Source organism: Streptomyces sp. NPDC033178 (genome assembly GCF_055577685.1).
In genome coordinates this window covers 64,186-89,347 of sequence record NZ_JBVIPT010000002.1, presented here as the reverse complement: position 1 = coordinate 89,347, position 25,162 = coordinate 64,186, and the positions used below count along the sequence as shown (strand labels likewise).

The 25,162-nt window shown below is 71.5% G+C and carries 18 protein-coding genes, 1 pseudogene and 1 riboswitch; of the genes and pseudogenes, 8 read left to right on the top strand and 11 right to left on the bottom strand.

Annotated elements, in window-relative coordinates; all coding sequences use genetic code 11:
* Positions 1-82 precede the first annotated feature (82 nt).
* From ACZ5VQ_RS04340 to ACZ5VQ_RS04330, 3 genes are all read left to right on the top strand, one after another.
* Positions 83-766, top strand: coding sequence for an RNA polymerase sigma factor (locus ACZ5VQ_RS04340; RefSeq protein WP_469103637.1), 684 nt, complete (start codon positions 83-85; stop codon positions 764-766).
* Complete coding sequence (locus ACZ5VQ_RS04335) at positions 759-1,733, top strand: hypothetical protein (RefSeq protein ID WP_469104053.1); 975 nt, start codon at positions 759-761, stop codon at positions 1,731-1,733. The genes ACZ5VQ_RS04340 and ACZ5VQ_RS04335 overlap by 8 nt, the downstream gene beginning before the upstream one ends.
* Before the next feature lie 260 nt (positions 1,734-1,993).
* Positions 1,994-2,704 carry a hypothetical protein gene (locus tag ACZ5VQ_RS04330; protein ID WP_469103636.1) on the top strand — a complete coding sequence of 237 codons (711 nt, stop codon included), beginning with the start codon at positions 1,994-1,996 and terminating at the stop codon, positions 2,702-2,704.
* 335 nt (positions 2,705-3,039) lie between these two features.
* On the opposite strand, the gene ACZ5VQ_RS04325 is transcribed toward ACZ5VQ_RS04330, so the two are convergent.
* Entirely contained in the window at positions 3,040-4,485 is a 1,446-nt protein-coding gene (locus ACZ5VQ_RS04325; protein ID WP_469103635.1) for a glycine hydroxymethyltransferase, read from the bottom strand.
* Between the two features lie 31 nt (positions 4,486-4,516).
* Positions 4,517-4,604: riboswitch (ZMP/ZTP riboswitch) on the bottom strand.
* 173 nt (positions 4,605-4,777) lie between these two features.
* Here ACZ5VQ_RS04325 and rocD point away from each other — a divergent pair.
* On the top strand, positions 4,778-5,983 hold the full coding sequence (rocD, locus tag ACZ5VQ_RS04320) for an ornithine--oxo-acid transaminase (RefSeq protein WP_469103634.1): 1,206 nt from the start codon (positions 4,778-4,780) through the stop codon (positions 5,981-5,983).
* A gap of 77 nt (positions 5,984-6,060) precedes the next feature.
* On the opposite strand, the pseudogene ACZ5VQ_RS04315 reads toward rocD, so the two are convergent.
* Positions 6,061-7,206, bottom strand: a pseudogene (locus ACZ5VQ_RS04315) (glutathionylspermidine synthase family protein); the annotation flags it as partial.
* A gap of 143 nt (positions 7,207-7,349) precedes the next feature.
* Here ACZ5VQ_RS04315 and ACZ5VQ_RS04310 point away from each other — a divergent pair.
* Entirely contained in the window at positions 7,350-8,258 is a 909-nt protein-coding gene (locus ACZ5VQ_RS04310) for a hypothetical protein (protein ID WP_469104052.1), read from the top strand.
* Positions 8,259-8,459: 201 nt separating this feature from the next.
* On the opposite strand, the gene ACZ5VQ_RS04305 is transcribed toward ACZ5VQ_RS04310, so the two are convergent.
* Positions 8,460-9,989, bottom strand: coding sequence for an aminotransferase-like domain-containing protein (locus ACZ5VQ_RS04305; protein ID WP_469103633.1), 1,530 nt, complete (start codon positions 9,987-9,989; stop codon positions 8,460-8,462).
* A 47-nt stretch (positions 9,990-10,036) separates the two neighbouring features.
* Here ACZ5VQ_RS04305 and ACZ5VQ_RS04300 point away from each other — a divergent pair, with 47 nt between their 5' ends.
* Complete coding sequence (locus ACZ5VQ_RS04300; RefSeq protein WP_469103632.1) at positions 10,037-10,555, top strand: carboxymuconolactone decarboxylase family protein; 519 nt, start codon at positions 10,037-10,039, stop codon at positions 10,553-10,555.
* A 176-nt stretch (positions 10,556-10,731) separates the two neighbouring features.
* Here ACZ5VQ_RS04300 and ACZ5VQ_RS04295 read toward each other — a convergent pair whose 3' ends face one another.
* The 5 genes from ACZ5VQ_RS04295 to ACZ5VQ_RS04275 all read right to left on the bottom strand — a co-directional run bounded on the left by ACZ5VQ_RS04295 (position 10,732) and on the right by ACZ5VQ_RS04275 (position 18,165).
* Complete coding sequence (locus ACZ5VQ_RS04295; protein ID WP_469103631.1) at positions 10,732-11,712, bottom strand: ABC transporter substrate-binding protein; 981 nt, start codon at positions 11,710-11,712, stop codon at positions 10,732-10,734.
* A 46-nt stretch (positions 11,713-11,758) separates the two neighbouring features.
* Positions 11,759-13,717 (bottom strand): ABC transporter permease, encoded by a 1,959-nt coding sequence (locus tag ACZ5VQ_RS04290; protein WP_469103630.1) that lies wholly within the window; start codon positions 13,715-13,717, stop codon positions 11,759-11,761.
* Positions 13,717-14,988, bottom strand: coding sequence for a quaternary amine ABC transporter ATP-binding protein (locus ACZ5VQ_RS04285; RefSeq protein WP_469103629.1), 1,272 nt, complete (start codon positions 14,986-14,988; stop codon positions 13,717-13,719). The genes ACZ5VQ_RS04290 and ACZ5VQ_RS04285 overlap by 1 nt, the downstream gene beginning before the upstream one ends.
* Positions 14,988-16,556, bottom strand: a complete 1,569-nt coding sequence (locus ACZ5VQ_RS04280) for a GMC family oxidoreductase (protein WP_469104051.1) — start codon at positions 16,554-16,556, stop codon at positions 14,988-14,990. Before ACZ5VQ_RS04280 ends, ACZ5VQ_RS04285 begins: the two co-directional genes overlap by 1 nt.
* 97 nt (positions 16,557-16,653) lie before the next feature.
* Positions 16,654-18,165 carry an aldehyde dehydrogenase family protein gene (locus ACZ5VQ_RS04275; RefSeq protein ID WP_469103628.1) on the bottom strand — a complete coding sequence of 504 codons (1,512 nt, stop codon included), beginning with the start codon at positions 18,163-18,165 and terminating at the stop codon, positions 16,654-16,656.
* Between the two features lie 244 nt (positions 18,166-18,409).
* Here ACZ5VQ_RS04275 and ACZ5VQ_RS04270 point away from each other — a divergent pair, with 244 nt between their 5' ends.
* Positions 18,410-19,303 carry a GNAT family N-acetyltransferase gene (locus ACZ5VQ_RS04270; protein ID WP_469103627.1) on the top strand — a complete coding sequence of 298 codons (894 nt, stop codon included), beginning with the start codon at positions 18,410-18,412 and terminating at the stop codon, positions 19,301-19,303.
* A 103-nt stretch (positions 19,304-19,406) separates the two neighbouring features.
* Here the strand turns inward: ACZ5VQ_RS04270 and ACZ5VQ_RS04265 are convergent, their stop codons facing one another.
* Entirely contained in the window at positions 19,407-20,690 is a 1,284-nt protein-coding gene (locus ACZ5VQ_RS04265; protein WP_469103626.1) for a helix-turn-helix domain-containing protein, read from the bottom strand.
* A 237-nt stretch (positions 20,691-20,927) separates the two neighbouring features.
* Between ACZ5VQ_RS04265 and ACZ5VQ_RS04260 the strand changes: the two genes are divergently transcribed.
* Positions 20,928-21,218 carry a hypothetical protein gene (locus ACZ5VQ_RS04260; protein ID WP_362072316.1) on the top strand — a complete coding sequence of 97 codons (291 nt, stop codon included), beginning with the start codon at positions 20,928-20,930 and terminating at the stop codon, positions 21,216-21,218.
* A gap of 241 nt (positions 21,219-21,459) precedes the next feature.
* On the opposite strand, the gene ACZ5VQ_RS04255 is transcribed toward ACZ5VQ_RS04260, so the two are convergent.
* Both ACZ5VQ_RS04255 and ACZ5VQ_RS04250 read right to left on the bottom strand, forming a co-directional pair.
* The gene (locus ACZ5VQ_RS04255) at positions 21,460-22,449 is read right to left on the bottom strand and encodes a malate dehydrogenase (protein WP_362072318.1); all 990 of its coding nucleotides are present in this window, start codon (positions 22,447-22,449) and stop codon (positions 21,460-21,462) included.
* 821 nt (positions 22,450-23,270) lie between these two features.
* The gene (locus ACZ5VQ_RS04250) at positions 23,271-24,602 is read right to left on the bottom strand and encodes a helix-turn-helix domain-containing protein (protein ID WP_469103625.1); all 1,332 of its coding nucleotides are present in this window, start codon (positions 24,600-24,602) and stop codon (positions 23,271-23,273) included.
* Positions 24,603-25,162 lie beyond the last annotated feature (560 nt).

The following is a 25,162-nucleotide window of genomic DNA, read 5'->3' as shown; positions in this document are numbered from 1 at the left end:
TGTCGGGGGCCGTTCCGGAACTGGTCGGAAACAGAAGTGCCACGGGTGGGAACCGATCTGCCTCGGGCGGTGTAACAAGAGCGTGAGGACGCGGGAGGGGGGCCGCATCGTCGATGAGGCCGCGGTGATCGCACGCGTGCGCGCCGGAGAGCCGGAGGCGTATGCGGAGCTGGTGCGTGCCCATACGGGCCTCGCGCTCAGGGCGGCCGCGGCACTGGGGGCGGGTGCGGACGCGGAGGACGTGGTGCAGCAGGCCTTCTTCAAGGCCTACTGCTCCTTGGGGCGCTTTCGGGACGGCGCGGCGTTCAAGCCGTGGCTGCTCTCGATCGTCGCCAATGAGACGAGGAACACAGTGCGGACGGCGGTGCGCCAGCGGACGCTGGCCGGCCGTGAGGCCGCCCTCGTGGAGGCCGAGCCGCTGATACCGGAATCGGCGGATCCGGCTGCCGCGGCCCTGGAGGTCGAGCGCCGGACGGCACTGCTGGCCGCTCTGGAAGGACTGGGCGAGGACCACCGCCTGGTCGTCACCTACCGCTATCTGCTGGAGATGGACGAGTCGGAGACCGCCCAGGCCCTGGGCTGGCCGCGGGGGACGGTGAAATCCCGGCTCAACCGCGCCCTGCGGAAGCTCGGCAGACTGCTGCCGGACTTCGAGCCGCGGGAGGGGTCGGGGGATGCGGGGGACGCCGCGGGTGCGGCGGATGCGGAAGGCCTGGGCGGCCCGAGAGGTCGGAGAGCGCGGGGAGGAGGTGATGAGCATGGGTGACTCGTACGAGTCGCAGGAGTACGAGGAGTACGAGGAGAGGGGTACGGGGTCCTCCGGTGGCCGGGGCCGTGGTGAGGGCCTGGGCGGGGGCCGGAACGGGGACGGGGACGGACACGGACATGGGCATGTGCCCCGGCCGGGGCAGGGGGATGGGCACGGGCAGGGTGTTTCCCGGTTGCCCGAGGAGTTGCGGGCGCTCGGGCGGTCGCTGGACCGGCCCGGGGCGGTGGGCGGTGAGTCGATGGTCGAGCGGGTGCTGGAGCAGATACTGGCCGAGCACGTGCCGGTCCCGGTGGCCGAGCCACCGGGCCTCGCGGAGCGGCTGAGGGCGGTGCGCCGCTGGGCCCGGGCGCGTCAGCGTGCGCTGGCCGCAGGGCTGTGCGGTCTGCTGACGGTCCTCGTGCTCACGCCTCCGGTGCGCGCCGCGGTCGTGGAGTGGTTCGACTTCGGCGGGGTGGAGGTGCGGTACGACCCGTCGGCGACGCCTTCGCCGGGGGCCGAGGTGCCCGGCTGCGGCGGCCCGTCCCTCACTCTCGCCGAGGCCGAGCGGAGGGCGGGCTTCGCGCCCCTCGCGCCCCCTGCCCTGGGGACCCCGGAGGCAGTGACGGTGACCCGCGAGCCGAAGGGGCGGTTCCTGATCACCCTGTGCTGGCGCGAGCAGGGGCGCACGGTCCGGCTGGACGAGTATCCGGCGCTGCTGAGTCCCGGCTTCACCAAGTTCGTGCGGGAGCAGCCGGAGTATGTGCCGCTGGGCAAGGACGCGGACTTCGCCGAGCGTACGGCACTGTGGTTCCCCGACCCTCATCTCCTGCGCCTCTGGCTGATGGACGGGGACGGGGAGTTCACCCGCTCCAAGCGGACCGCCGGACCGACGCTGCTGTGGATGCACGGGGGCGACATGACGCTCCGGCTGGAGGGTGTGGCGTCGCGGTCGCGGGCGGTGGAGATCGCGAAGTCGCTGGATTAGTGGGCCTGTTGACCGGGACGGGCCAAGTCGGGCCGGAGCGAGCCGGGACGGGCCGCGACGGGCCGCGACGGGCCTGGCGGGGCGGACGAGGCCGGGGCGGCGCGGATTCCTCGAAATTTTGGTCGGCGTCGAGTGGGAACCCCGGTGGGTCGAGCGGTGTACCAGAAGTGACACGCGAGTGCGGGCGGACCGCACCGGGACCGATTGGGGGTGTCGGGATGCGCAGGGTTCGTGCACGGGTGACGGGGAGCCGGGGATGGGTGGCGATCTCGGGGTGGGCGATGGCGCTCGGTCTGGTCGTGATGTGCGCGCCCACCGCGGCGGCCGGCGGTCCGACGAGTGTGCTGGTGGTCTCGCCGGAGAGCGGCCAGAGCGCAGCGCTCTACAACTCGAAGGAGGAGTACGAGGAGTTGCAGCGTCTCCTGGGATCGCCGGGCAGCGGCACCCGAGAGGAACCGCCCGGGCTGGGCGTGGGCAGCGGTCGGCAGATCAACGTCACCTGGATGATCCATGACGTGTCGCCCTGGCGGGTCGACCGCGTCTATCCGGAGACACCGCGCACCAAGGACGTCTGGATACATACGGCGGCCAACGTTCCGAAGTCCATGAACGGCTACTGGCACAAGGCCGAGCAACCGGACGCGGTGCGCGCGCTGTTGAAGAAGCTCGGCGTGCTGGGCGAATCGTCCGGCGACGGCGCCGGGGCCATCTATCCGGCGCCTTGGGAGTCGACGGAGGACGCCGCCGCGCCCGCACCCGCCCCCGAGCCCACGGAGCGGTCCGGCACGGCTGCGGCCGCCGCGGCGGGCAACGACGACACCGACTGGTGGTGGGCGATACCTGGGCTGGCGACCGGGGCTGTGCTGGCCCTGGGGCTGCGGCCGTTCGCCGGGCGGCTGCCGGGAGTACGGCAGTTGGGCCGTCGACGGGTTCGGGAAGCGGGTCCTCGACAGGAGCTGAGGGATGTCTGAGATGGGCGTAGGAGTTGTTCGGTCCGGGCGCGTGACGGGCGGCGGTGCGGCCGATCCCGCGGGCGACCCGGGGTGGTCGACAGCCGGGCCCGCGGCAAGCCCGGCGTTCGGCTCCGGCGGCACCCTGCTGATACGCCGCGCGGCGGCCGGGCGTGAGCCTGGGCCGCCGCGGGAGTAACGACAGGAGTTGATCGACTTGTGAGCCGGCTTGTGAGTCGGCCTACGAATCCGCTGGTTCGGCCGGTGGGGCGGCTCCGGCCGAGACCGGGTGTCGGTTCTCGGTCGCGGCGCCCGCGCCCTCGTCCGCAGTCTCGGCCGAGGCCTCGGTCGCGGTGTCAGCCGAGGTCGATCTCCGGGTAGAGCGGGAAGCCGGCCAGGAGGTCGGTCGCCCGGTGGGAGATCTCGTCGGCGATCTTCGGGTCCAGGACGTGCTGGGCCTTGGAAGGGGCGCCCTTGGCGGTGGTGCCGGGCTCCGTGGTGGCGAGGACGCGGTCGATGAGGCCGGCGATCTCGTCCATCTCGGTGGCGCCGAGGCCACGGGTGGTGAGCGCCGGGGTGCCGATGCGGATGCCGGAGGTGTACCAGGCGCCGTTGGGGTCGGCGGGGATGGCGTTGCGGTTGGTGACGATGCCCGAGTCGAGCAGGGCGGTCTCGGCCTGGCGGCCGGTGAGGCCGTAGGAGGAGGCGACGTCGATGAGGTTGAGGTGGTTGTCCGTGCCGCCGGTGACCAGCGTGGCGCCGCGTCGCATCAGGCCCTCGGCGAGAGCGCGGGCGTTGTCGACGACGGCCTGGGCGTAGTCGCGGAACTCGGGGCGGCGGGCCTCGGCGAGTGCGACCGCCTTGGCGGCCATGACGTGCGGGAGGGGGCCACCGAGGACCATCGGGCAGCCGCGGTCGACCTGGTCGGTGAGGGAGGAGTCGCACAGGACCATGCCGCCGCGCGGGCCGCGCAGCGACTTGTGGGTGGTCGTGGTGACGATCTGGGCGTGCGGGACCGGGTCGAAGTCACCGGTGAGGACCTTGCCGGCGACGAGGCCGGCGAAGTGCGCCATGTCGACCATGAGGGTCGCGCCGACCTCGTCGGCGATCTCCCGCATGATCCGGAAGTTCACGAGACGGGGGTAGGCGGAGTAGCCGGCGACGATGATCAGGGGCTTGAACTCACGGGCGGAGGTGCGCAGGGCCTCGTAGTCGATGAGGCCGGTGGCGGGGTCGGTGCCGTAGGAGCGCTGGTCGAACATCTTGCCGGAGATGTTCGGGCGGAAGCCGTGGGTGAGGTGGCCGCCGGCGTCCAGGGACATGCCGAGCATGCGCTGGTTGCCGAAGGCCTGGCGCAGTTCGGCCCAGTCAGCATCGGAGAGGTCGTTGACGTTGCGGACGCCGGCCTTCTGAAGGGCGGGGGCTTCGACGCGGGCGGCGAGGACGGCCCAGAAGGCGACGAGGTTGGCGTCGATGCCGGAGTGCGGCTGGGCGTAGGCGTGCTCGGCGCCGAAGAGCTCGCGGGCGTGCTCGGCGGCGAGGGCCTCGACGGTGTCCACGTTGCGGCAGCCGGCGTAGAAGCGGCGGCCGACGGTGCCTTCGGCGTACTTGTCGCTGAACCAGTTGCCCATCGCGAGGAGGGTGGCCGGGGAGGCGTAGTTCTCGGAGGCGATCAGCTTGAGCATCTCGCGCTGGTCGGCGACTTCCTGCCCGATGGCGTCGGCGACGCGGGGCTCGACGGCGCGGATCACTTCGAGGGCGCTGCGGAAGGCGGTGGATTCGTTGGAGAGGGGCTCTGGCATGACGGCCTCCGGACGTGGCGTTCGGCGTTCACGGTTCGGCCCAGGCGCACGGCACACAGTTTCTTGGGCCGCTCCCCGATGGTCGTTCCCATCCCAGCGCGCCAGTCACGGCCCGTGGATCAGCGTACCGGGCGCGCCGGACCGTCGGGGTCCGCCGTCCACCATGCGAGCGACGATAGGAAAGGGGCCATATGCAGTCGGACGGCCGGAAGGGAGCCGGGCCGGAGCTCTGGCACAGAAGCGGGAAAAGAAGCAGGTCACGAGCCCTCGTGTGGCCGGAAACGGAGACCCCGTGAGCACCACCGAAGAACTGATCGCCTCGGCCGAAGCCCACAGCGCGCCCACCTACCACCCGCTGCCGGTCGTCGTGGCGACGGCGGACGGGGCCTGGATGACGGATGTCGAGGGGCGCCGCTATCTGGATCTGCTGGCCGGGTATTCGGCGCTGAATTTCGGTCACGGCAACACTCGGCTCATCGAGGCGGCGAAGGCACAGCTGGAGCGGGTGACGTTGACGTCGCGGGCGTTCCACCACGACCGGTTCGCCGAGTTCTGCACGCGGCTGGCCGAGTTGTGCGGCATGGAGATGGTGCTGCCGATGAACACGGGCGCGGAGGCGGTCGAGTCGGCCGTGAAAACCGCCCGAAAGTGGGGGTACCGGGTCAAGGGCGTGCCCGAGGGGAGGGCGAAGGTCGTCGTGGCGGGCAACAACTTCCACGGGCGTACGACGACGATCATCAGCTTCTCCACGGATACCGAGGCGCGGGCGGACTTCGGTCCGTACACGCCGGGCTTCGAGATCGTGCCGTACGGGGATCTCACGGCGATGCGCGCGGCGGTCACGGAGAACACCGTGGCCGTGCTGCTGGAGCCCATCCAGGGCGAGGCGGGCGTGCTGGTGCCGCCGGCCGGTTACCTCGCGGGCGTACGGGAGCTGACGCGCGAGCGGAACGTGCTGTTCGTGGCGGACGAGATCCAGTCGGGTCTCGGGCGGACGGGGCGGACCTTCGCGTGTGAGCACGAGGGGGTCGTGCCGGACATGTATGTGCTGGGCAAGGCGCTCGGGGGCGGGGTGGTGCCGGTGTCGGCGGTGGTGTCGTCGAGCGAGGTGCTCGGGGTGTTCCGGCCGGGTGAGCACGGGTCGACGTTCGGCGGGAATCCGCTGGCCTGTGCGGTGGCGCTGGAGGTGATCGCGATGCTGCGGTCGGGCGAGTACCAGCGGCGGGCCACCGAGTTGGGCGAGCATCTGCACCGGGAGCTGGGGCAGTTGGCCGGCTCGGGCCGGATCACCCAGGTGCGGGGGCGCGGGCTCTGGGCGGGGATCGACATCGACCCGGCGTACGGCACGGGCCGGGAGATCTCCGAGAAGCTGATGGACCGGGGCGTGCTGGTCAAGGACACCCATGGGTCCACGGTCCGGATCGCGCCGCCACTGGTGATCAGTAAGGAGGACCTGGACTGGGGGCTCGCGCAGTTGCGGGGCGTGCTGGGTGTGTGACCGGCCTCGCCGACCTCGCCGACCTCTTGCGCCTCGCCGGGGCCGAGGCCCCCCGACCACGGTGCCGTGGAGGTGGGTTACAGGATCACGTGCGGCAGGAAGCGGGCGTACTCGTCCGTGATCAGGCCGGAGGATTCGCGGATGCCGAGGCCTGCCGACTCGTTCTCGACGACCCAGGCTCCGAGGACGACGCGGTTGCCGTCGAAGGACGGGAGGGGTGCCAACTCCTGGTAGCAGCGGGGTTCTTCGCGGAGTACGGGAGCGGAGCCCGGTTCGTGGACCGTGACTCCGGCGCCCTCGCGGCCGAGCAGGGGTTTGGCCACGAATCCGCGGGTGGCGGCCAGTTCGCGTGGGCCGTCGAGGAAGGTGGGGAGGAGGTGGGGGTGGTCCGGGTACAGCTCCCAGAGGATCGCGAGGAGGGCCTTGTTGCTGAGCAGCATCTTCCAGGCCGGTTCGATCCACATCGTGATTCCCGTGCCGCCGCCGTTGTCGAGGGTGGCGAGGACGTGCGGGGCGAAGCGGTCGGTGGTGAGCCTCCCCCAGTCTCGGCTTCGCTCGACCGGGAGGGACCCCCATCCAGGGGTAGAGCTTGAAGCAGCTGCGGATGAAGCGGAGTTGCTTGTCGACGAAGCGGCCGGACAGGCGGTCCCAGCCGATCTCCTCCATCGCGATCCAGGCGGTGTCGAGGCCGGCCTGTTCCGCGGTCTCCTTCAGATAGGCGACGGTCATCAGGTCCTCGCCGAGTTCGTCGGCGGCGGAGTGTGCGAAGTAGAGGGGGTTGCCGGGCGGGAGGAGGGCGGACTGTTTCTTCCAGGCATCGACGAGGCGTTCGTGGAGGGAGTTCCACTGGTCGGCGCCGGGGAAGCGTTCCTCCATCCAGAACCACTGGGGGCTGGCGGCCTCGACGAGTGAGGTCGGGTGTCGGCGTTGTACTCCAGGAGCTTGGCCGGGCCCGTGCCGTCGTGGCGGAGGTCGAAACGGCCGTACAGGGACGGGAGTTCGGCGCGGCGGTGCCAGGCCTCGGTGACCGATTCCACCACTCGGGGGTCGGTGATGCCCAGGTCGGCGAAGCGGTTCTCGGTGACGATGTGCTCGGCCGCCGCCAGGCACATCGTGTGGAGTTCCTCGACGACCTCCTCCAGCCCCTCGACCTCGGGGAGCGGGAAGACGTAGTACGCGGACTCGTCCCAGTACGGGCGCAGGGAGTCGTCCGGGTGGCGGGTCTCCCCCGTTGGGCCCGTTCGGCGGGCTCGTCCATGACCGGCTCGCTTGTCCGGCCCCGGACAGGTTAAAGATCAGGTGAGCGGGTTGTACAAACGGCTCTCCCGAACTCTCGCTCCCCTACAGTCGCTTTGTGCTCTTTGGAATGGTGTGCGCCCTTGGTGCGGCGGTGTGCTTCGGCACGGCGACGGTGTTGCAGGCGATCGCGGCGCGGGCGGCCGCGCGGGGACCGGAGAGCTCCGGCTCCCCGGGTGACTCGCCCGACGGATCGACCGGTGGATCGACCGGCGGGACTTCTGGTGTGGACGCCGCCCTGTTGTTGCGGGCGCTGCGCGAGTGGCGGTACATCGCCGGGCTCGCGCTCGACGGGGCCGGGTTCGTCCTGCAGATCGTGGCCCTGCGGTCGCTCCCGATCTACACGGTAGGGGCGGCGCTCGCCGCGAGCCTCGCGGTGACGGCCGTGGTCGCGGCATGGCTGCTCCATGTGCGGCTGAGCGGGCTCGAATGGGGCGCGGTCGGGGTGGTGTGCGCGGGGCTCGCGATGCTCGGGCTCGCGTCGGGAGAGGAGGGGGACCGGGCCGGTTCCACCGCGCTCAAGTACGCGATGCTCGGCACCGCCGTGGTCGTGCTGCTCCTCGGCGCGTTGGCCGGGCGACTGCCCGATCGGGGGCGGGCGCTCGCGCTCGGGCTGGGTGCCGGGTTCGGGTTCGGGGTGGTCGAGGTGTCGGTCCGGCTCATCGACGGCCTCACTCCCTCGGCGCTCCTCACCAACCCGGCGACGTACGCCCTGCTGCTGGGCGGAGGCGCGGCGTTCCTGCTACTCACCTCCGCGCTCCAGCGGGGCTCGGTGACGACGGCCACGGCGGGGCTGGTCATCGGCGAGACCATCGGGCCCGCGGTGGTGGGCGTGGTGTGGCTGGGCGACCGTACGCGGGAGGAGCTGGCCTGGCTGGCCGTGCTCGGCTTCGCCGTTGCGGTGGCCGGGGCGCTGGCGCTGGCCCGCTTCGGGGAGGCGCCGGTGGAGGTGGACGAGTCGGAATCGGTCGCGCCATAGGGCTCCACGGGTCGGGGCCCCGTTCCGTGTGGTTTCCGTTCCGCGCGGTCACCGTTCCGCGCGGTTTCCGTTCCGTGCCCGGCCGGGCGGTGCGCCCGTGTCTCGCAGGGCCGCGCCTCTCGGGGCCGCGCCTCGCGGGGCCGCGCCTCGCAGGGCCGCGCCTCTCGGGGCCGTATGTCGCCGGCGCATCGCCCGGCCGCTCTAGGGCAACGCCCTGACCAGTGCCTCCAGTGCTCCCGGCCATGCGCTGTCCGTAGGTGTCCCGTACCCCACGACCAGTGCGTCCAGGGGCGGGGCCGTGGCGGACGGGTGGCGGTAGCGGGTCAGGCCGTGGACCGCCAGGCCCTGCCAGACCGCCGCGCGGACGACCGACTGCTCGGTGCCGGGCGGGAGTTGGAGCACCGCGTGGAGGCCGGCCGCGATACCGGTGGCCGTGACCGAGGGCGCGTGGGCGGCCAGGGCCGAGACGAGGTGGTCGCGGCGACGGCGGTAACGGAGGCGTGAGGCGCGCACATGGCGGTCGTACGCGCCCGACGTGATGAACTCCGCCAGGGTCAGCTGGTCCAGGACGCCGCACGACCAGTCCGCGCCGCCCTTCGCCGCCGTGACCTCGGCCGCCAGGTCCGGCGGCAGGACCAGCCAGCCGAGGCGCAGGCCGGGGGCCAGGGACTTGCTGGCGGTGCCGAGGTACACGACGTGGTCCGGGTCGAGGCCCTGGAGCGCGCCCACGGGCTGCCGGTCGTAGCGGAACTCCCCGTCGTAGTCGTCCTCCAGGATCAGCCCGCCCGTCCGCCGCGCCCAGTCGACCACGGCGGCCCGGCGGTCGGGATGCAGGGGCACGCCCATGGGGAACTGATGGGCTGGGGTCAGCAGCACCGCCCGCACACCGCCGGGCCCACTCTTGCTCCCATTCCCGCTCCCGTCCCGGGATCCGTGCCCGCCACTTCCGCCCCCACGCCCACCCCGGCTCCCCTGCCCGCCGCCACTGCCCCTTCCGCCGCCGCTCCGACCAAGCCCTCCCCCGGTCAACTCCTCCGTGCGCGTGCCCAGTTCGTCGAACGGCAGGGTCACCGAGCGCAGTCCCGCCCGTTCCACCAGATTCCAGTGCACGTCGAGCCCGTACGACTCCATCGCCAGCGCCCCCGCGCCCCGCTGTCGCAGCACCGCGCCGAGCAGCATCAGGCCGTGTGCGAACCCGGAGCAGATGAGGATGCGTTCGGGGTCGGCGCGTACGCCGCGGGCCCGGGCGAGGTAGCCCGCGAGCGCGGTGCGCAGTTCGACGCGGCCGCGCGGGTCCCCGTATCCGAGAGCGTCGTACGGGGCCGCAGCGAGGGCCCGGCGGGATGCCTTGAGCCACTCGGCGCGCGGGAAGGAGGCGAGGTCGGGGGTGCCGGGGACGAGGTCGTACGCCGGGCCGCCGGGCGCACGCGGCCGGGGCGGGGCGGAGGCCGGTGCCACCACCGCGCGTTCCGCCACCCGCGTGCCGGAGCCCTGGCGGGCGGTGAGCCAGCCCTCGGCCACGAGGTCGGCGTACGCATCGGCGACGGTGTTGCGCGCGATGCCCAGATCGGCGGCGAGGGAGCGGGACGACGGCAGACGGGTCCCGGGTGCGAGCCGTCCGCCGCGCACGGCGGCCCGCAGCGCGTCCGTCAGGCCTTTGCGCAGGCCGGAGCCGGTGCGCGACACGTCGACATGCAGATCCACGCCAAAAGTGGCCCAGGATTTCACCATGGAAATGGACCATACTCCTGGGCTACTCCGAACGTAGGCTCATGATCATGACGACGAACACCACCCCCACCGACATCCAGCAGGACACCCCGCTCGCCCGCGAGCACGCCCCCCGCCTCCAGTGGACCGAGTTCGCCCCCGAGGTCTACAAGGCCATGGTCAGGCTGGACGCGGCTGCCCGGAAGGGCGTCGACCCGGTGCTCCTTGAGCTGGTGAAGATCCGCGCGTCGCAGCTCAACCACTGCGCGTTCTGCCTCGACATGCACACGAAGGACGCGTTCGCGGCGGGCGAGAGCGTCGAGCGGGTCGTCCAGCTCAGCGCGTGGGAGGAGTCACGGCACTTCTACACGGAGAAGGAGCTCGCCGCCCTCGCGCTCACCGAGGCCGTGACGGTCCTGACGGACGGCTTCGTACCGGACGAGGTGTACGAGACCGCCGCCCGCCACTTCGACGAGGCCGAGCTGACCCAGCTGATCGCCGCCATCACGGTGATCAACGCCTGGAACCGCTTCGGCGTGACCTGCCGTCTCGTGGCCGGCCACTACACGCCCGGGCAGTACAAGTAGCAGTACCAACGAGCGGCAGTACGAGTAGCGGCACTTGTGGCAGTACAAGCAGCGGCACAGTATGCGGGAGTGCCGGGTGCCCTCGTCAGGGAGACACCCGGCACCCGTACAGGGATGGCCACTTGGACGGCCCGTACGGCAGACGGCCCGCACGGCAGTGACCTACTGGCAGTGACCTACTTGCGCAGCCACGCCTTCCACGTGGACTCATGGCCCTCGGCCCACTTCCGCGCCGCCTCCTCGGGCGTCAGCTTCTGGTCGGCGATCATCAGGGAGACCTCGTTCTGGTCCTCGGTCGTCCACTTGAACTTCTTCAGGAAGGCCGCCGCCTTGCCGCCGCTCTTCGCGAAGTCCGTGTTCAGGTACTTCTGCAGCGGGGTGTGCGGATAGGCGCAGGCGACCTTCTCCGGGTCGGCGTCGCAGCCCTCCTTGTAGGCGGGCAGCTTCACCTCCGTCATCGGGACCTTCTTGAAGAGCCACTGGGGTGAGTACCAGTACGTGAGGAACGGCTTCTTCTCCTTGGCGAACTGGCGCATCTGGGTGATCTGGGCCGCCTCCGAACCGGCGAACACCACCTGGAGGTCGAGGTCCAGGTTCTTCACCAGCGCCTTGTCGTTCGTGACGTAGGAGGGCGAGCCGTCGAGCAGTTGCCCCTTGCCGCCGCTCTCAGGGGTGCGTAGCTGGTCGGCGTACTTGTTCAGGTTCTTCCAGTCGGTCACGTCCGGGTGCTGCTTCGCGAAGTACGTCGGTACGAACCAGCCGATGTGCCCGGTGACGCCGAGGCCGCCGCCGTTCACGATCGTCTTCTTGTCCTTGACGTACCGCTGTTCCTGCTCGGGGTGGCCCCAGTCCTCCAGGATCGCGTCGACCCGGCCCTGGCTGAGCGCGTCCCACGCGGGGACCTCGTCGACCTGGACGGTGTCGACGCGGTAGCCCAGTTCGTGCTCCAACAGGTACTGCGCGACGGCCACGTTGGCCTGTGCGCCGACCCACGACTGCACCGACAGGGTCACGGTCTTCGCCCCCTGCGCGTTGGCGAAGGGCGAGGCCTGCTTGGTCATGTCGGCGGCTCCGCAGCCGGCCGTCGTCAGCACCAGCAGGGAGCAGCCGACGGCCAGAGCGCCCGTCATGCGCGTACGACCGGTCGCACGACTCATACGACCCGGACCCATACGACCTGTACGACTCGAACGCGTACGCATCTCAGGCTCCCTTCTTCGTGCGGCGGTCCGTCGGCTGGGTCACGCGGTCGAGCATCAGGCCGAGGCAGACGATCGCCGCGCCGGCCACCAGGCCCGTGGCGAGGTCGCCCTGGGCGAGCCCGAACACGACGTCGTAGCCGAGTGCGCCACCGCCCACCAGGCCGCCGATGATGACGACGGCGAGGACCAGGACGACACCCTGGTTGAGCGCGAGCAGCAGTGCCGGACGGGCCAACGGCAGCTGGACCTGGCGCAGTTGCTGCCAGCCCGTGGCGCCCATCGAGCGCGAGGACTCCATGGCCGCCGGGTCGACCTGGCGCAGGCCCTGTGTGGTGATGCGGACGACGGCGGGCAGGGCGTAGACGACCGCGGCGGCGACCGCCGGGGCGCGGCCCACGCCGAAGAGCGCGACGACGGGGATGAGGTAGACGAACTGAGGCATCGTCTGGAAGACGTCCAGGAAGGGGCGCAGCACGCGTTCGCAGCGCTCGCTCCTGGCCGCCGCGATGCCGGTCGCGAAGCCCAGGACCAGGGTGACCGCCACGGCCGCGAGGACCTGCGACAGCGTGTCGAGGGACGGCCCCCACACGCCGAGCACGCCGATGGCGGCCATCGCGAGGACGGCGGTGAGCGCGGTGCGCCAGGTGCCGATCAGCCAGGCGAGCGCGGCGACGATCAGCAGGACCGACCACCAGGGCAGCCACTGCAGGCCGTCCCGCACCGGGTCCAGGACCCAGGTGGTGAAGTGGCCCGCCCAGTCGGCGGTGCCGCCCACGTAGGGGACGCCGGAGTAGAGGTGGTCCGTCATCCAGTCGACGGCCCTGTTGACGGGCTCGGCGATGTTCACGAGCCAGGCCTCGGGCCAGTCGAGACGGTCGGTGAGGCGTCCGGCGACCGCGACGGCGAGGGCCACGACGGCCGCGTAGGCCCAGCCGGTCCAGCGCGACTTGGGCTCTCCGAACCCGCCCCCCGTGCCCACCGCTCCCGCCGCGCCCGTCACCCGGTCGAGGACGACCGCGAGCAGCACGATCGGGATGCCGGCGGCGAGCGCCGCGCCCACGTCGACCGAGGCGAGCGCCTGGTAGACGCGGTCGCCGAGGCCGGCCGCGCCGATGACGGACGCGATGACGGCCATGGACAGGGCCATCATGATCGTCTGGTTGAGGCCGAGGAGGAGTTCCTTGCGGGCGAGCGGGAGGCGGGCCGTGAGGAGCCGCTGCCGAGCCGTGGTGCCCAGGGACTCGACGGCCTCCATCACCCCGGCGTCGGCGCCGCGCAGGCCGAGCGCGGTGAGGCGGGCCATGGGCGGGGCTGCGTACACGACGGTGGCGAGTACCGCGGCCGGCACACCCATGCCGAAGACGAGGACGACCGGCAGCAGGTACGCGTAGGCCGGGAACACCTGCATGGTGTCGAGTACGGGGCGCAGCGCGCGGTACGTACGGTCGGAGAGCCCGGCCGCGAGGCCGAGGAGCACGCCGAGCACGACGGACGCGAGGACCGCGACCACCATCAGCGCGAGCGTCTGCATGGTGGGGATCCACATGCCGAGCAGCCCGCAGGCCAGGAACGCGGCGCCCGTGCCGAGCGCCAGCCGTACCCCCGCGACCCGCCAGGCGACCAGTGCCGCCGCGGCCGTGACTCCCGCCCAGCCGGCGGCGAGCAGGACGAGGTAGACGGCGCGTACGGAGAGGACGACCGCGTTGGAGACGTACCCGAAGAAGTAGAGGAACAGCGGGTGGCTGTCGCGGTTGTCGATGACCCAGTCGCTGGCCCTGCCGAGGGGTTCGGTGAGGTCGACGGTGAGGGCGTGCGGCCAACTGCCGCTCGCCCAACGGGCGTCGGCCAGCGGGACGAGGACCGCCGCCGCGACGGCGAGCAGCAGGAGCTTGCCGGCGGCGGGGCGCTTGAGGAAGCCGGGGAGACCGCTCCGGGGAGCGGCCGCGGTGATCGTGGCCATCAGGCCACCCCCTCGCGAGCGTGCTCGGCCGTTCCGTCACCCTTGTCGGAAGCGGACTCGGCCGAACCGGCACCCGACTCCGAACCGGCACCCGACCCCGAACCGGTGGCCGCAGTGGACGAACCGACGCGCGAACCACCAGTCGCATCGGTGGCCGAACCGGTGTCCGCGTCGTCGAACCGCCCGCCGGTCCCCGCCACCACCCCCAGCAGCGCGTCCGAGTCGACGACCCCGAGGCAGCGCCCCCGGTCCACCACGCGGGCGGTCTGGCCAGTGCGCGCGACCGCCTCGATGGCCTCGGAGACCGTGGCCTGGGGCGTGAGGGCGGGACCCTCGCCCGCCTCCTGCGCGGACGCGGCCCGCATGGCCCGCCGTACCGTCATGACCTGCTCGCGCGGCACGTCCCGTACGAACTCGCGTACGTAGTCGTCGGCGGGCGAGCCCACGATCTCCTCGGGCGTGCCGAGCTGGACGACGCGGCCGTCGCGCATGAGGGCGATGCGGTCGCCCAGGCGCAGGGCCTCGTTCAGGTCGTGGGTGATGAAGACCATCGTGCGGCCCTCCTCGTGGTGGAGCCGGACGACCTCCTCCTGCATGTCGCGCCGGATCAGCGGGTCGAGCGCGCTGAACGGCTCGTCGAACAGCAGGACCTCGGGGTCCACGGCGAGCGCCCGCGCCAGTCCGACGCGCTGCTGCTGACCGCCGGAGAGCTGGCCGGGCCGCCGATGCTCCATGCCTTCGAGGCCGACCTTGGTGACGACCTCCTGGGCCTTCTCGCGACGCTCGCGCCTGCCGACACCCTGGACTTCGAGCCCGTACGCGACGTTGTCGAGCACGGTCCGGTGCGGCAGGAGGCCGAAGTGCTGGAAGACCATCGCGGCGCGGTGGCGGCGCAGTTCGCGCAGCCGCGCCTTGTCCATGGCGCGGACGTCCTCGCCGTCGATGACGATCGAACCGGCCGTCGGCTCGATGAGCCGGGTCAGACAGCGTACGAGCGTGGACTTGCCCGAGCCGGACAGGCCCATGACGACGAAGACCTCGCCCTTGCGCACGTCGAAGCTCACGTCCCGGACGGCGGCCGTGCAGCTGGTACGGGACCGGAGTTCGGCCGGGGTGAGGGCCGCGAGCTCGGGGTCGGCGGGGACGCGGTCGGCCTTGGGGCCGAAGACCTTCCAGAGCCCCTCGACGGCGAAGACGGGGGCAGTGCCCGCGCGCTCGGCATCCGTGCGCTCGAAAGCGGCATCCTGAACATCGGTTGACGTACTGCTCATCACGCACCGCCTCCCAGCAGGTCCACGCACTTCTCGCCGACCATGAGCACCCCGATCATCGGGTTCACGGCGGGCATCGTCGGGAAGACCGACGCGTCGGCGATCCGGATGCCTTCGAGACCACGGATACGCAACTCGGGGTCCACGACGGCCAGTTGGTCGTCGGAGGCGCCCATCCGGCAGGTGCCCGCCGGGTGGTACACGGTGTGCGCCACCGACCGGGCGTACACGCTGAGTTCCTCGTCCCCCGTGATGTCCGGTCCGGGGCACACCTCGCGCTTGAGCCAGTGCGCGAGCGGCTCGGACCTGGCGATCTCGCGGGCGATCCTGATGCCGTCGACGAGGGTGCGGCCGTCGTAGTCGTCCTCGTCCGTGAAGTAGCGGAAGTCGAGGGCGGGCTTCTCGGCCGGGTCGGCGCTCGTCAGGTACAGGCGGCCTCGGCTGCGCGGCTTGGGGATGTTGGGGGTCATCGAGACGCCGTGCGCGGGGCGTTCGTAGCCGATGCGCTCCGGGTTGTCCGTGAAGGGGACCTGGTAGAAGTGGAACATCAGGTCCGGACCGGCGTGTTCGGGGTCGCGCCGCACGAACAGGCCCGCGTCGGAGTCCATCGCGGAGTTCTCGGGGATCGGCCCGTCCGTCTCCCAGACGATGACCGACTCGGGGTGGTCGAGCAGGTTCTCGCCGACGCCCGGCAGGTCGTGGACGACGGGGATACCGAGCGCTTCGAGGTCCTGGCGCGGCCCGATGCCGGAGTGCATGAGCAGCCGTGGCGAGTCGACGGCACCGGCGCACAGCAGCACTTCGTTCCGCGCCCGGACGAGGACTTCCTCGCCGTCCTTGGTGCGTACGTGCACACCGCGGGCGCGCGTCCCGTCGAGCTCCAGCCGGTACGCCCAGGTCTCCAGGAGGATGTGGAGGTTGGGCCGTTCGTCCATGAACGGATGCAGGTAGGCGACCGACGCGCTCGACCGCTTGTTGTTCTCCGGGTGGTACGCGAGGTCGAAGAAGCCGACGCCCTCGGTGAACGGCTGCTTGTTGAAGCCCTCCACGCGCGGCACTTCGAGCGTCGACTGCGCGGCGTCGACGAAGTCGCGGGCGATGGCGTTCCGGTCCTTCTCGTCGACCGGCACGATGTTGTTGCGCAGCCGCGGGAAGTACGCCTCCATCGGCACCGCGCCCCAGCCCTTGGCGCCCGCCGCCTCCCACTCGTCCCAGTCGGACGGCAGCGGCTTGAACGCGATGAGCGTGTTGTGCGAGGAGCATCCGCCGAGGACCCGGGCGCGGCTGTGCCGGATGTGCGAGTTGCCGCGCGGCTGCTCGGTCGTCGGGTAGTCGTAGTCCAGCTCCCCGCCGAGCAGGCCCATCCAGCGCCGCAGGGTCAGGACGTCGTCGCGGCCGACGTCGCTCGGGCCGCCCTCGATGACGGCGACGGTGACGTCCGGGTTCTCGGTGAGCCGGGAGGCGATGACCGATCCCGCGGTGCCGCCGCCTATGACGACGTAGTCGTACGTGTTCTGTTCTTCGGACACGGCTGTGTTCTGTTCTTCGGGCACGGCGTGCTCGGGCATGGCGTGTTCAGGCGTGGCGTGTTCAGGCATGGCGTGGCGCTCCAAGGTGCCTTGTGCGGTGGGGAGTCCGGGGAGTCGACGGTGGTCGGGGCGGGGGTCAGCCCGTGAACCACCGGACGGGCTTCGGCGCGAGGTTCTGGTAGACGTGCTTGGTCTCGCGGTACTCGGCGAGCCCAGCGGGCCCGAGCTCGCGCCCCACACCGCTCTTGCCGAAGCCGCCCCACTCCGCCTGCGGGAGGTAGGGGTGGAAGTCGTTGATCCAGACGGTGCCGTGCCGCAGCCGGCCGGCGACGCGCCGGGCGCGCCCCGCGTCGGCGGTCCAGACGCCGCCCGCGAGCCCGTACTCCGTGTCGTTGGCGAGCGCGACGGCCTCGTCCTCCGTGCGGAAGGTCTCGACAGTCAGGACCGGGCCGAACACCTCTTCCCGGACGACCCGCATGTCGCGGTGGCACTGGTCGAGGACGGTCGGCTCGTAGAAGTAGCCGGTGGCGGGCCGCTCGGCGGACGGCTCGGGGCGGGCGCCGCCGGCTCGCAGCACCGCGCCCTCGGCGAGCGCGGAGGCAACGTACGACTCGGTCTTCTCGCGCTGTTCGGCGGAGACCAGCGGTCCGCACTCGACGCCGTCCTCGGTGCCGCGGCCGAGGCGGATCCGCTCGGCCCGCCGCGCCAGTTCGGCGACGAAGCGCTCTCGCACGGACTCCTCGATGATGAGCCGGGAACCGGCGGAGCAGACCTGCCCGCTGTGGATGAAGGCGGCGTTGAGGGCCTGGTCGACGGCGGTGTCGAACCCCTCCTCCGTGGCGCAGGCGTCGGCGAAGACGACGTTGGGGTTCTTGCCGCCGAGTTCGAGGGCGACCTTCTTGACGGTGACGGCGGCGGCCTGCGCGACCTTCGTGCCGCTGACGAGTCCGCCGGTGAACGACACGAGGTCGACGTCCGGATGCTCGGCGAGCCGGGCCCCGACGCTGTGGCCGGGCCCGGTGACGATGTTGGCGACACCCTCGGGAAGACCGGCCTCGACCAGCAACTCGATGAGGGCGACCGTGGTCAGCGGAGTGATCTCGCTCGGCTTGACGACGAAGGTGTTCCCGGCGGCGAGGGCGGGGGCGATCTTCCAACTCGCCTGCAGCAGGGGGTAGTTCCAGGGCGTGATCATCGCGCAGACGCCGACGGGTTCGTGCACGACGACGCTGTGGACGTCGTCCGACCCGGCGTCGACGACCCGGCCGCCGCCCTCTCCGACGACGAGGTCGGCGAAGTACCGGAAGGCGTCGGCGACACAGTCGATGTCGACGCGCCCCTCCTCCAGGGTCTTGCCCGCGTCCCGGCTCTCCAGGAGCCCGAGCCGTTCGCGGTCGCGTACGAGGAGGTCGGCGACGCGGCGCAGAAGCGCGGCCCGCTCGGTGACGGGCGTGTGCGGCCACTCTCCGTGGTCGAAGGCGCGCCGGGCGGCCTCGACGGCGGCGTCCGTGTCCGGTACGCCGCCTTCGGCGACCACGGCGAACGTCTTGGCGTCCGCCGGGTCGAGAATGTCGCGAGTGGCCCCTGAGGCGGCCGCACGCCACTCTCCGCCCACGTGAATCGTCTGCTGCGCCTGGTGTACCGACATGATCGGTGTTGCCTTCCGTTCCTGTTCCGTGCCCCTGTGTCACACGCGTGTCACTCTCGCGGGCCGAGTGCACCTGCCCCGGGACCTGGTTTGCATGCACAACCAGTGACGGATAGTGCGCGGGGTCACTGAAAAATCATCGGAAAGAAGGGCAGAAGGTGCGAAACGCATGACTGCTCGACCCATGGACACCCGGCCGACCCCCATGGACACTCGACCGTCCTTTGACTAAAGTCAAAGAAATATGGAGCCAGTGAAAGCGTCAGTGTCCGCGGAGCACGTGACCACCCTGCGCCGCTTCAACCGGTACTTCACCCGCCGGATCGGTGTGCTCGACGATCACTACCTCGGGCAGGACCGCCCGCTCGGCGAGGCGCGCCTGCTGTTCGAGATCGGGACCGGCACGTCGCTGAAGGAGCTGAGGACCCGACTCGGCCTGGACGCCGGGTACTTGAGCCGGATGGTGCGCGCGCTGGAGGGCCAGGGCCTCGTCCGGGTCAGCGTGCACCCGACGGACAGCCGGCTGCGGCTCGCGGAGCTCACGGAGACCGGGCGGGCGGAGCTGGCGGAGCAGAACCGGCGGGCCGACGGTCTCGCCGAAGGGCTGCTCGACGGGCTGAGCGAGGAGCAGCGGGGTCGGCTGACGGAGGCCGTCACCGTGGCCGAGCGGCTGCTGCGGCTGGCCGGGGTCGGTGTCAGGGCCGTCGACGCCCGGTCGGCCGACGCGCGCGCCTGTCTGGCCGGTTTCGCCGCCGAGCTCGACGAGCGGTTCCCCGAGGGATACGCCCCCGCGGATCTCGTACCGCCGGAGCAAATCGCGGTCCTCCTCGTCGCGTACGAGGAGGAGCGTGCCGTCGGCTGCGGGGCGCTGTGCGCGCTCGACGCCGGCACGGCCGAGATCCGGCATCTCTGGGTGCACCCGGACGCCCGCGGACTCGGCCTCGGGCGGCGGCTGTTGACCGAACTGGAGCGTGCGGCCGCCCGGCGCGGGCATCACGTCGTACGCCTCGACACGCACGAGGTTCTCAAGGAGGCCGCCGCGATGTACCGCACGAGCGGGTACGTCGAGATCCCGGCGTACGACGCGAACGCGCACGCCAGTTACTGGTTCGAGAAGGTCCTGGTCCTGCCCGGCTGACGTACGGCCCCTTCCTCCGCCGTCCGTCGTCCGTCACCTGTCGTCCGTCGCTCGTCGTCCCTCACTTGTCGTCCGTCGTTCGTCGCCTGTCGTCTGTCGCTCGTCAGCCGTCCTTGCTGCTGATCGAGGGCACCGCGCTCGGCGAGGGGACCGGGTCGAAGCGGAACGTCTGGCCCGACTCGCCCTGTCCGCAGGGCAGTTGGAGCACCGGCGTCCAGCTCTTCTTGGAAGCGCCGGGCACCGAGACGCAGGAGTCGGTGTGCAGGGGCATGATGCGATACCCGCGCGGCCCGCGTGACCCGTCCGTTCCGACCGGCTTCAGGCGGAAGCGTTCGGCGTTGCCGCGGTGGCCGCAGTAGTCGTCCGCCATACGTGCGCCGCCCCGGGTGCTGCCGCCGGTGACACCCAGGCAGCCGTAGCCGAAGACCGGGTGGATCGAGCGGATGCGGTAGACCCCGTCCCCCTGGTCCTCCAGGGCGTAGGTCAGGAGGCCGCGGCCGCAGTCGAACTGGTAGACGCTGCCCGTCTCTTCGCCGTCCCGCTCGGACAGGCAGAGGGAGGAGCTGAGGGAGCGGATGCGGTAGGTGCCCGGGACGGGCGAAGCTCCGTCGCTCCCCGTCGTGTCCTCACTCGCCGCGTCGCCGGCACTCGTCGCGTTCGGCCGGCCCCGCTTGCGGCCGTCGTCGTCCGCGTCCTTGCCCGCCGTCGACGCGAGGTAGCCGCCGCCGACCAGGACCAGCAGGGTCAGCACGGCACCGGATAATCGCCGGCGCGAGCCGGTCAGGCCCCGCAGCGGGCGGTGGCGAGGTGGTTGGCCGGCCGCCCCTGCGGCGGGGGCCGACGCGTCCTGGGGACCGGTCGGGCCTCCTCCCGGCGCCTGCACGTGGGCATGGGCGTGGGCATGGGCGTGGGCGGGCTCCTGCTCGTATTCGTGTGCCTGCTCGTGTGCCTGCTCGTGTGACTGTTCCTGTGCCTCTTCCTGTTGCCGGTCCTGGTGCTCGCCGCGGTCCTCGTCCTGCTCCTGTTCCGGGCGGGTCCCGGGCGGCTCCGTATCGGCGATCCGGTTCCGCGCCGCCAGCCACGCCTCCGCCTCGTGCCCCGCCCCGCAGGCGTTGAGGAACGCCGTCAGCATCTCCGGGCGCGGCAGGGCGTCATGGCGCAGTACGTCGGCCAGGGTGCTGCGCGGCAGTACCTCGCCCTGCTCGGCGGCCCGCTCCTCCAACTGCCGGTAGGAGAGCCCCGACCGGTCCTTGAGCCGTCGCAGCCGGGCGGCGAACTCAGCGGCGTTCCGCGTGTCCTGAGGCGTCGGCCGAGGCGTGTCAGGAGGCATGTCCGGAGGCGTCCGCTGTGACGGCTGCTGCGGCGCTGCGTGCCCGTGGTCGCCCATGCCAGACATCCTTGTCGGAGGCACGTCACACGGCAAAGGCCGTTTCCGGCCCCCTCGCACCGGCCGTACGAGCGCCCGCGGAAACCCGGACAGCCGGCTGACCAGCCCGGACAGCGCGGGACTGTCCGGGACGGCCCGACGCTGTTGTCCCCGTCCGACCCGCCCCAGCAAGCTCTTTCCTGCCCGGCAGGTCCACTGCTCGGGCACCGTCCCTGAGGAATCCCTGAGGAGTGATCCATGCGTCTTCGTCATGCCCTTGCGAGTGCCGGCCTCGGAACCGCGCTCGCCCTGAGTGTCATGAGCGGACCGGCGAGCGCCGCGCCCAGCGCCTGCTGGAGCGAACAGACCAGCCCGACCTTCGCCCGGGGCGCCTGCAACAGCATGGCGGGCGGCGGCAGTTGGCGGCTCGGCATCCGGTGCTCCGACGGTGACTACAAGTGGTCCGCCTGGAAGAGGGTCACCACGCCGACCAGCCTGCGCTGTTCCGGCGGCCCCACCATCACGAACCACTGGATCGACACCGCCTGAGCCGGGCTCGTACGCGCCCGCTGTCCGGGACCTGCTGCACAGGGGAGAGCAGGTCCCGGAGGGCGGCGCGGTGAGCGCTGCGCGGTGCGCGGTGATGCGCGGTGATGCGCGGTGATGCGCGGTGATGCGCGGTGCGCGAAAAGCCGCCCCCGGGAACTCCCGGGGGCGGCTTCAGGCTTGAGCTTCAGGCCTGTGCTTCAGGCTCGGGCTTCGGCCTTCAGGCTTCGGCTCGGCGGGCGGCTCAGATGAGGCCGAGTCCGCGGACCGCCTCGCGCTCCTCCTCCAGCTCCTTCACCGACGCGTCGATGCGGGCACGGGAGAACTCGTTGATGTCGAGGCCCTGGACGATCTCGTACGAGCCGTCCTTCGTGGTGACGGGGAAGGAGGAGATGAGGCCCTCCGGAACGCCGTACGAACCGTCGGACGGGATGCCCATCGAGGTCCAGTCGCCGTCCGCCGTGCCGTTGACCCACGTGTGGACGTGGTCGATGGCGGCGTTCGCGGCCGAGGCGGCCGAGGAGGCGCCGCGGGCCTCGATGATGGCGGCACCGCGCTTGGCGACGGTCGGGATGAACTCCTCGGCCAGCCACTTCTCGTCGTTCACGGTCTCGGCGGCGTTCTTGCCGGCGATCGTGGCCTGGAAGATGTCGGGGTACTGGGTGGCGGAGTGGTTGCCCCAGATGGTGAGGCGCTTGATGTCCGCGACCGTCGAGCCCGTCTTCTTCGCGAGCTGCGTGAGCGCGCGGTTGTGGTCCAGGCGGGTCATCGCGGTGAAGCGCTCCGCCGGTACGTCCGGGGCGGCGGCCTGGGCGATGAGGGCGTTGGTGTTGGCCGGGTTGCCGACGACGAGGATCTTGACGTCGTCCGCGGCGTTGTCGTTGATGGCCTTGCCCTGGGGCTTGAAGATGCCGCCGTTGGCCTCCAGGAGGTCACCGCGCTCCATGCCCTTGGTGCGGGGGCGGGCGCCGACGAGGAGACCGACGTTCGTGCCGTCGAAGGCGACGTTCGGGTCGTCCGTGATGTCGATGCCCTGAAGGAGCGGGAAGGCGCAGTCGTCGAGCTCCATGGCGGTGCCCTCGGCGGCCTTCAGCGCCGGCGTGATCTCCAGGAGACGCAGCTTGACCGGCACGTCCGCGCCGAGCAGCTGGCCGGAGGCGATGCGGAAGAGCAGGGCGTAACCGATCTGGCCGGCCGCGCCGGTGACGGTGACGTTCACGGGAGTGCGGGTCATGGCGTTCTCCGTATGACAGCTGACGACGGTGGGGCGTCCCTGCCCCGGGGTACGGGATCCCCTGCCCTGCCGCCGGGATGATCGATCACCGGTGTCGATGATCGATCTCTTGGCGTCAAGAGAGATCCAGCGGTCAGGCTATCGCGCATCCGGGATCCCGGACGGCCGGGGCCGATGTGGCCCACCCCACAGGGCGCTCCGCCGGGCGCTCCGCCGGGTCACGGGGCACGGGGCGGGGTGTGGGAGGGGACGGACGTGGGGGCACGGGAAGGCGGCCGTCGTTCCGGGAGAGAAGGACGACGGCCGCCTTGGTGGGGGTGCCGGTTGGCCGGGAGGGGGGGAACCTCCCGGGCGGCGCCGGACTCCCGTGGGGGTACGGTTCGCCTGCCCCGGCAGGGGGAGGGCATTCCTGTTGTGCGGCGAATAGTTGCGAGGGCGCCCCGGATCGTGTGGGTGGGCCCGGGCCGGTGAATACGTACGGGACGTGATGCGCTGGTCGCGCAGTTCCCCGCGCCCCTAAAGGCAGTTGCCGGCGGCCCGGAGGAGAGATGCCCTCGGCCGTGGAGAAGCGGGTGGGCCCGGGCCGGTGAATACGTACAGGTCGTGATGCGCTGGTCGCGCAGTTCCCCGCGCCCCTAAAAAAGACAGTCCCCCGGCGGCCAAGTAAGCAGGTACCCGCCGCCCGGAGAGCTGGTGTCCGCGCCACGAGAAGGCGGGTGCCCGCCGCCCAGAAGAGGCGGGTGCCCGCGACCCGAAAAACAGGTGCCCGCCTCGTGAGGCGGGCACCTGGTCGAAGCTCGTTCAGCGTGAGCCTCTGTGTGCTACTTCGTGCAGCCCTCCTCGCCCGAGGTCTGCAGGGTGGCGCAGGCCTTGGCCTCGGTGGCGTTCTTCACGGCGACCATCGGGGTGTAGGCGTCGGTGTCCGTGTCGACCTCGGCGGTCTGGGCAGCCGCCTTGCCCGCCGTGATCCGGACCTCGTCGCCGGGCCCCGCCGCGGTGATGCGGGCCCACGCGGCCCCGCACGTCTCGCTGTAACGGACCTCGACCTGGGCGGTGCCGACGACGGCCTTCTCGACCGTCGTCGCAAGCGTGCCGCCGCAGCCCATGTTCTCCGGGTCCTTGCCCGCGCAGTCTGCGCCGAAGCACTCGACACCCGCCGGCAGCTCCTTGCTGACGGTCGGTGTCGGCGTCGGCGTGGTGTCGCTCCCGGCCTTGTCGTCGCCCCCGCCGTCCGTGAGGAACACGGCCGCGGCTATCACCACGAGCGCACCCACGACCCCCGCGAGGAACATCGTGAGCCGCCGCTTCCCCCGCTTCCCGTCGGGCGAACCGCCCGAACCCGGACGCGCGTCCTGAGGCGGCCCTCCGGCCGAACCGGCCGAACCGGCAGCCCCCGCGGGACCGGCCATCCCGGGCGGCCCGAAGGAACCCGACGGACCGAGGCCCGACGCACCGGAACCGCCGGAACCAGACGCACCGGAACCACCGGACACACCGGCGGAGCCGGACGCGCCGACACTCGACGACGCACCCAGACCCCCCGGATATCCGTACCCTCCGGCCGACCCGGACGCCCCCGAAGGCGTGGCGACGACTCCCCAGCCGCCACCGCGCGAACCCGAGGCCCCGCCGGAGGCGTTGCCGGCACCGGCGCCGTGCGGCGTCCGCCGCTCCTCCCCCTGCACCGGAGTCCCCGGCGGCACCGTCGGCGCCACCCCCGCAGGTCCCGCAATACCCGGCGTGGGCGCCCCAGTCGCACTACCCCCGGCGCGCGCCTGCTTCCCGTTCCGTCCCCCCTTGGCCGGAGTCGACCCGAACTCCCCGAGCGCGGCACGCGCCTGGGAGATCCGGATCGCTTCCATGGTCATGTCGTGGCGCATCTCCGAGCGACTCCAGGCCCTCTCGGCAAGCTCCCACATCGTCGTCAGATGGACGGGATTGGTCCCGGTCACCTCGGCCAAAGCCACGATCGCGCCCTTCGGCGCGAGCAGTCGGCCGTTCAGATACCGCTCCCAGGACGTCTTGCTGTACCCGGTGCGGTCGGCCACGGCGGCGACACTCAGTCCGCCGCGGTCGACCAACCGGCGCAGCTGGCTGGCGAACTCCCTGACCTGCGGATCGAGTTCATCCGGCAAGGCCCTCCAACGAGGCATTGCTACCCCCCTCTTTCCCCCCGTACATGCTGGCTTTTCCCGCGCGTGAAGCCCTCTGCCGAGTCCTCGTTCTGGCTACCCACAGGGATGCGCACAGTAAGGATCTCAGTTCCCGGGATGGGGGCGCACGGGAGCATTCGGGCCTGTGGGCATGCACCGTTGCACGCCCGTTGGTCTGCGGTCCAGTGTCCCACCGACTTCCCTCTCGGCCGACGGGATCGCCTGGTCAGCGCACGGGACGTCCCGGAGCGTCCCGATTGCCCACGTTATCCCTGGTGTCGGGGGTGATCAGCGTAAATCCTCGAACTTGTCAACACATCGACACGTGGGGAACACATGCGCGGCCTCCTGCGTCACTCGCGACGTCAGGGGGATCACACGCACACCATGGGCAGATCGAATCGTCGACCTCCCACCGCCGTGACCGTGACAGCGACCGCGGAACCCACGCTCGGCGCGAGGGCCCGCCCGCTTCGACCGCGTGCGGGTCCGCCGCCTCTCCGCAGGTCATCGACGGCACCGACGGCCCGTACAACAACTGGGTCACGGCGCCGAGTGAG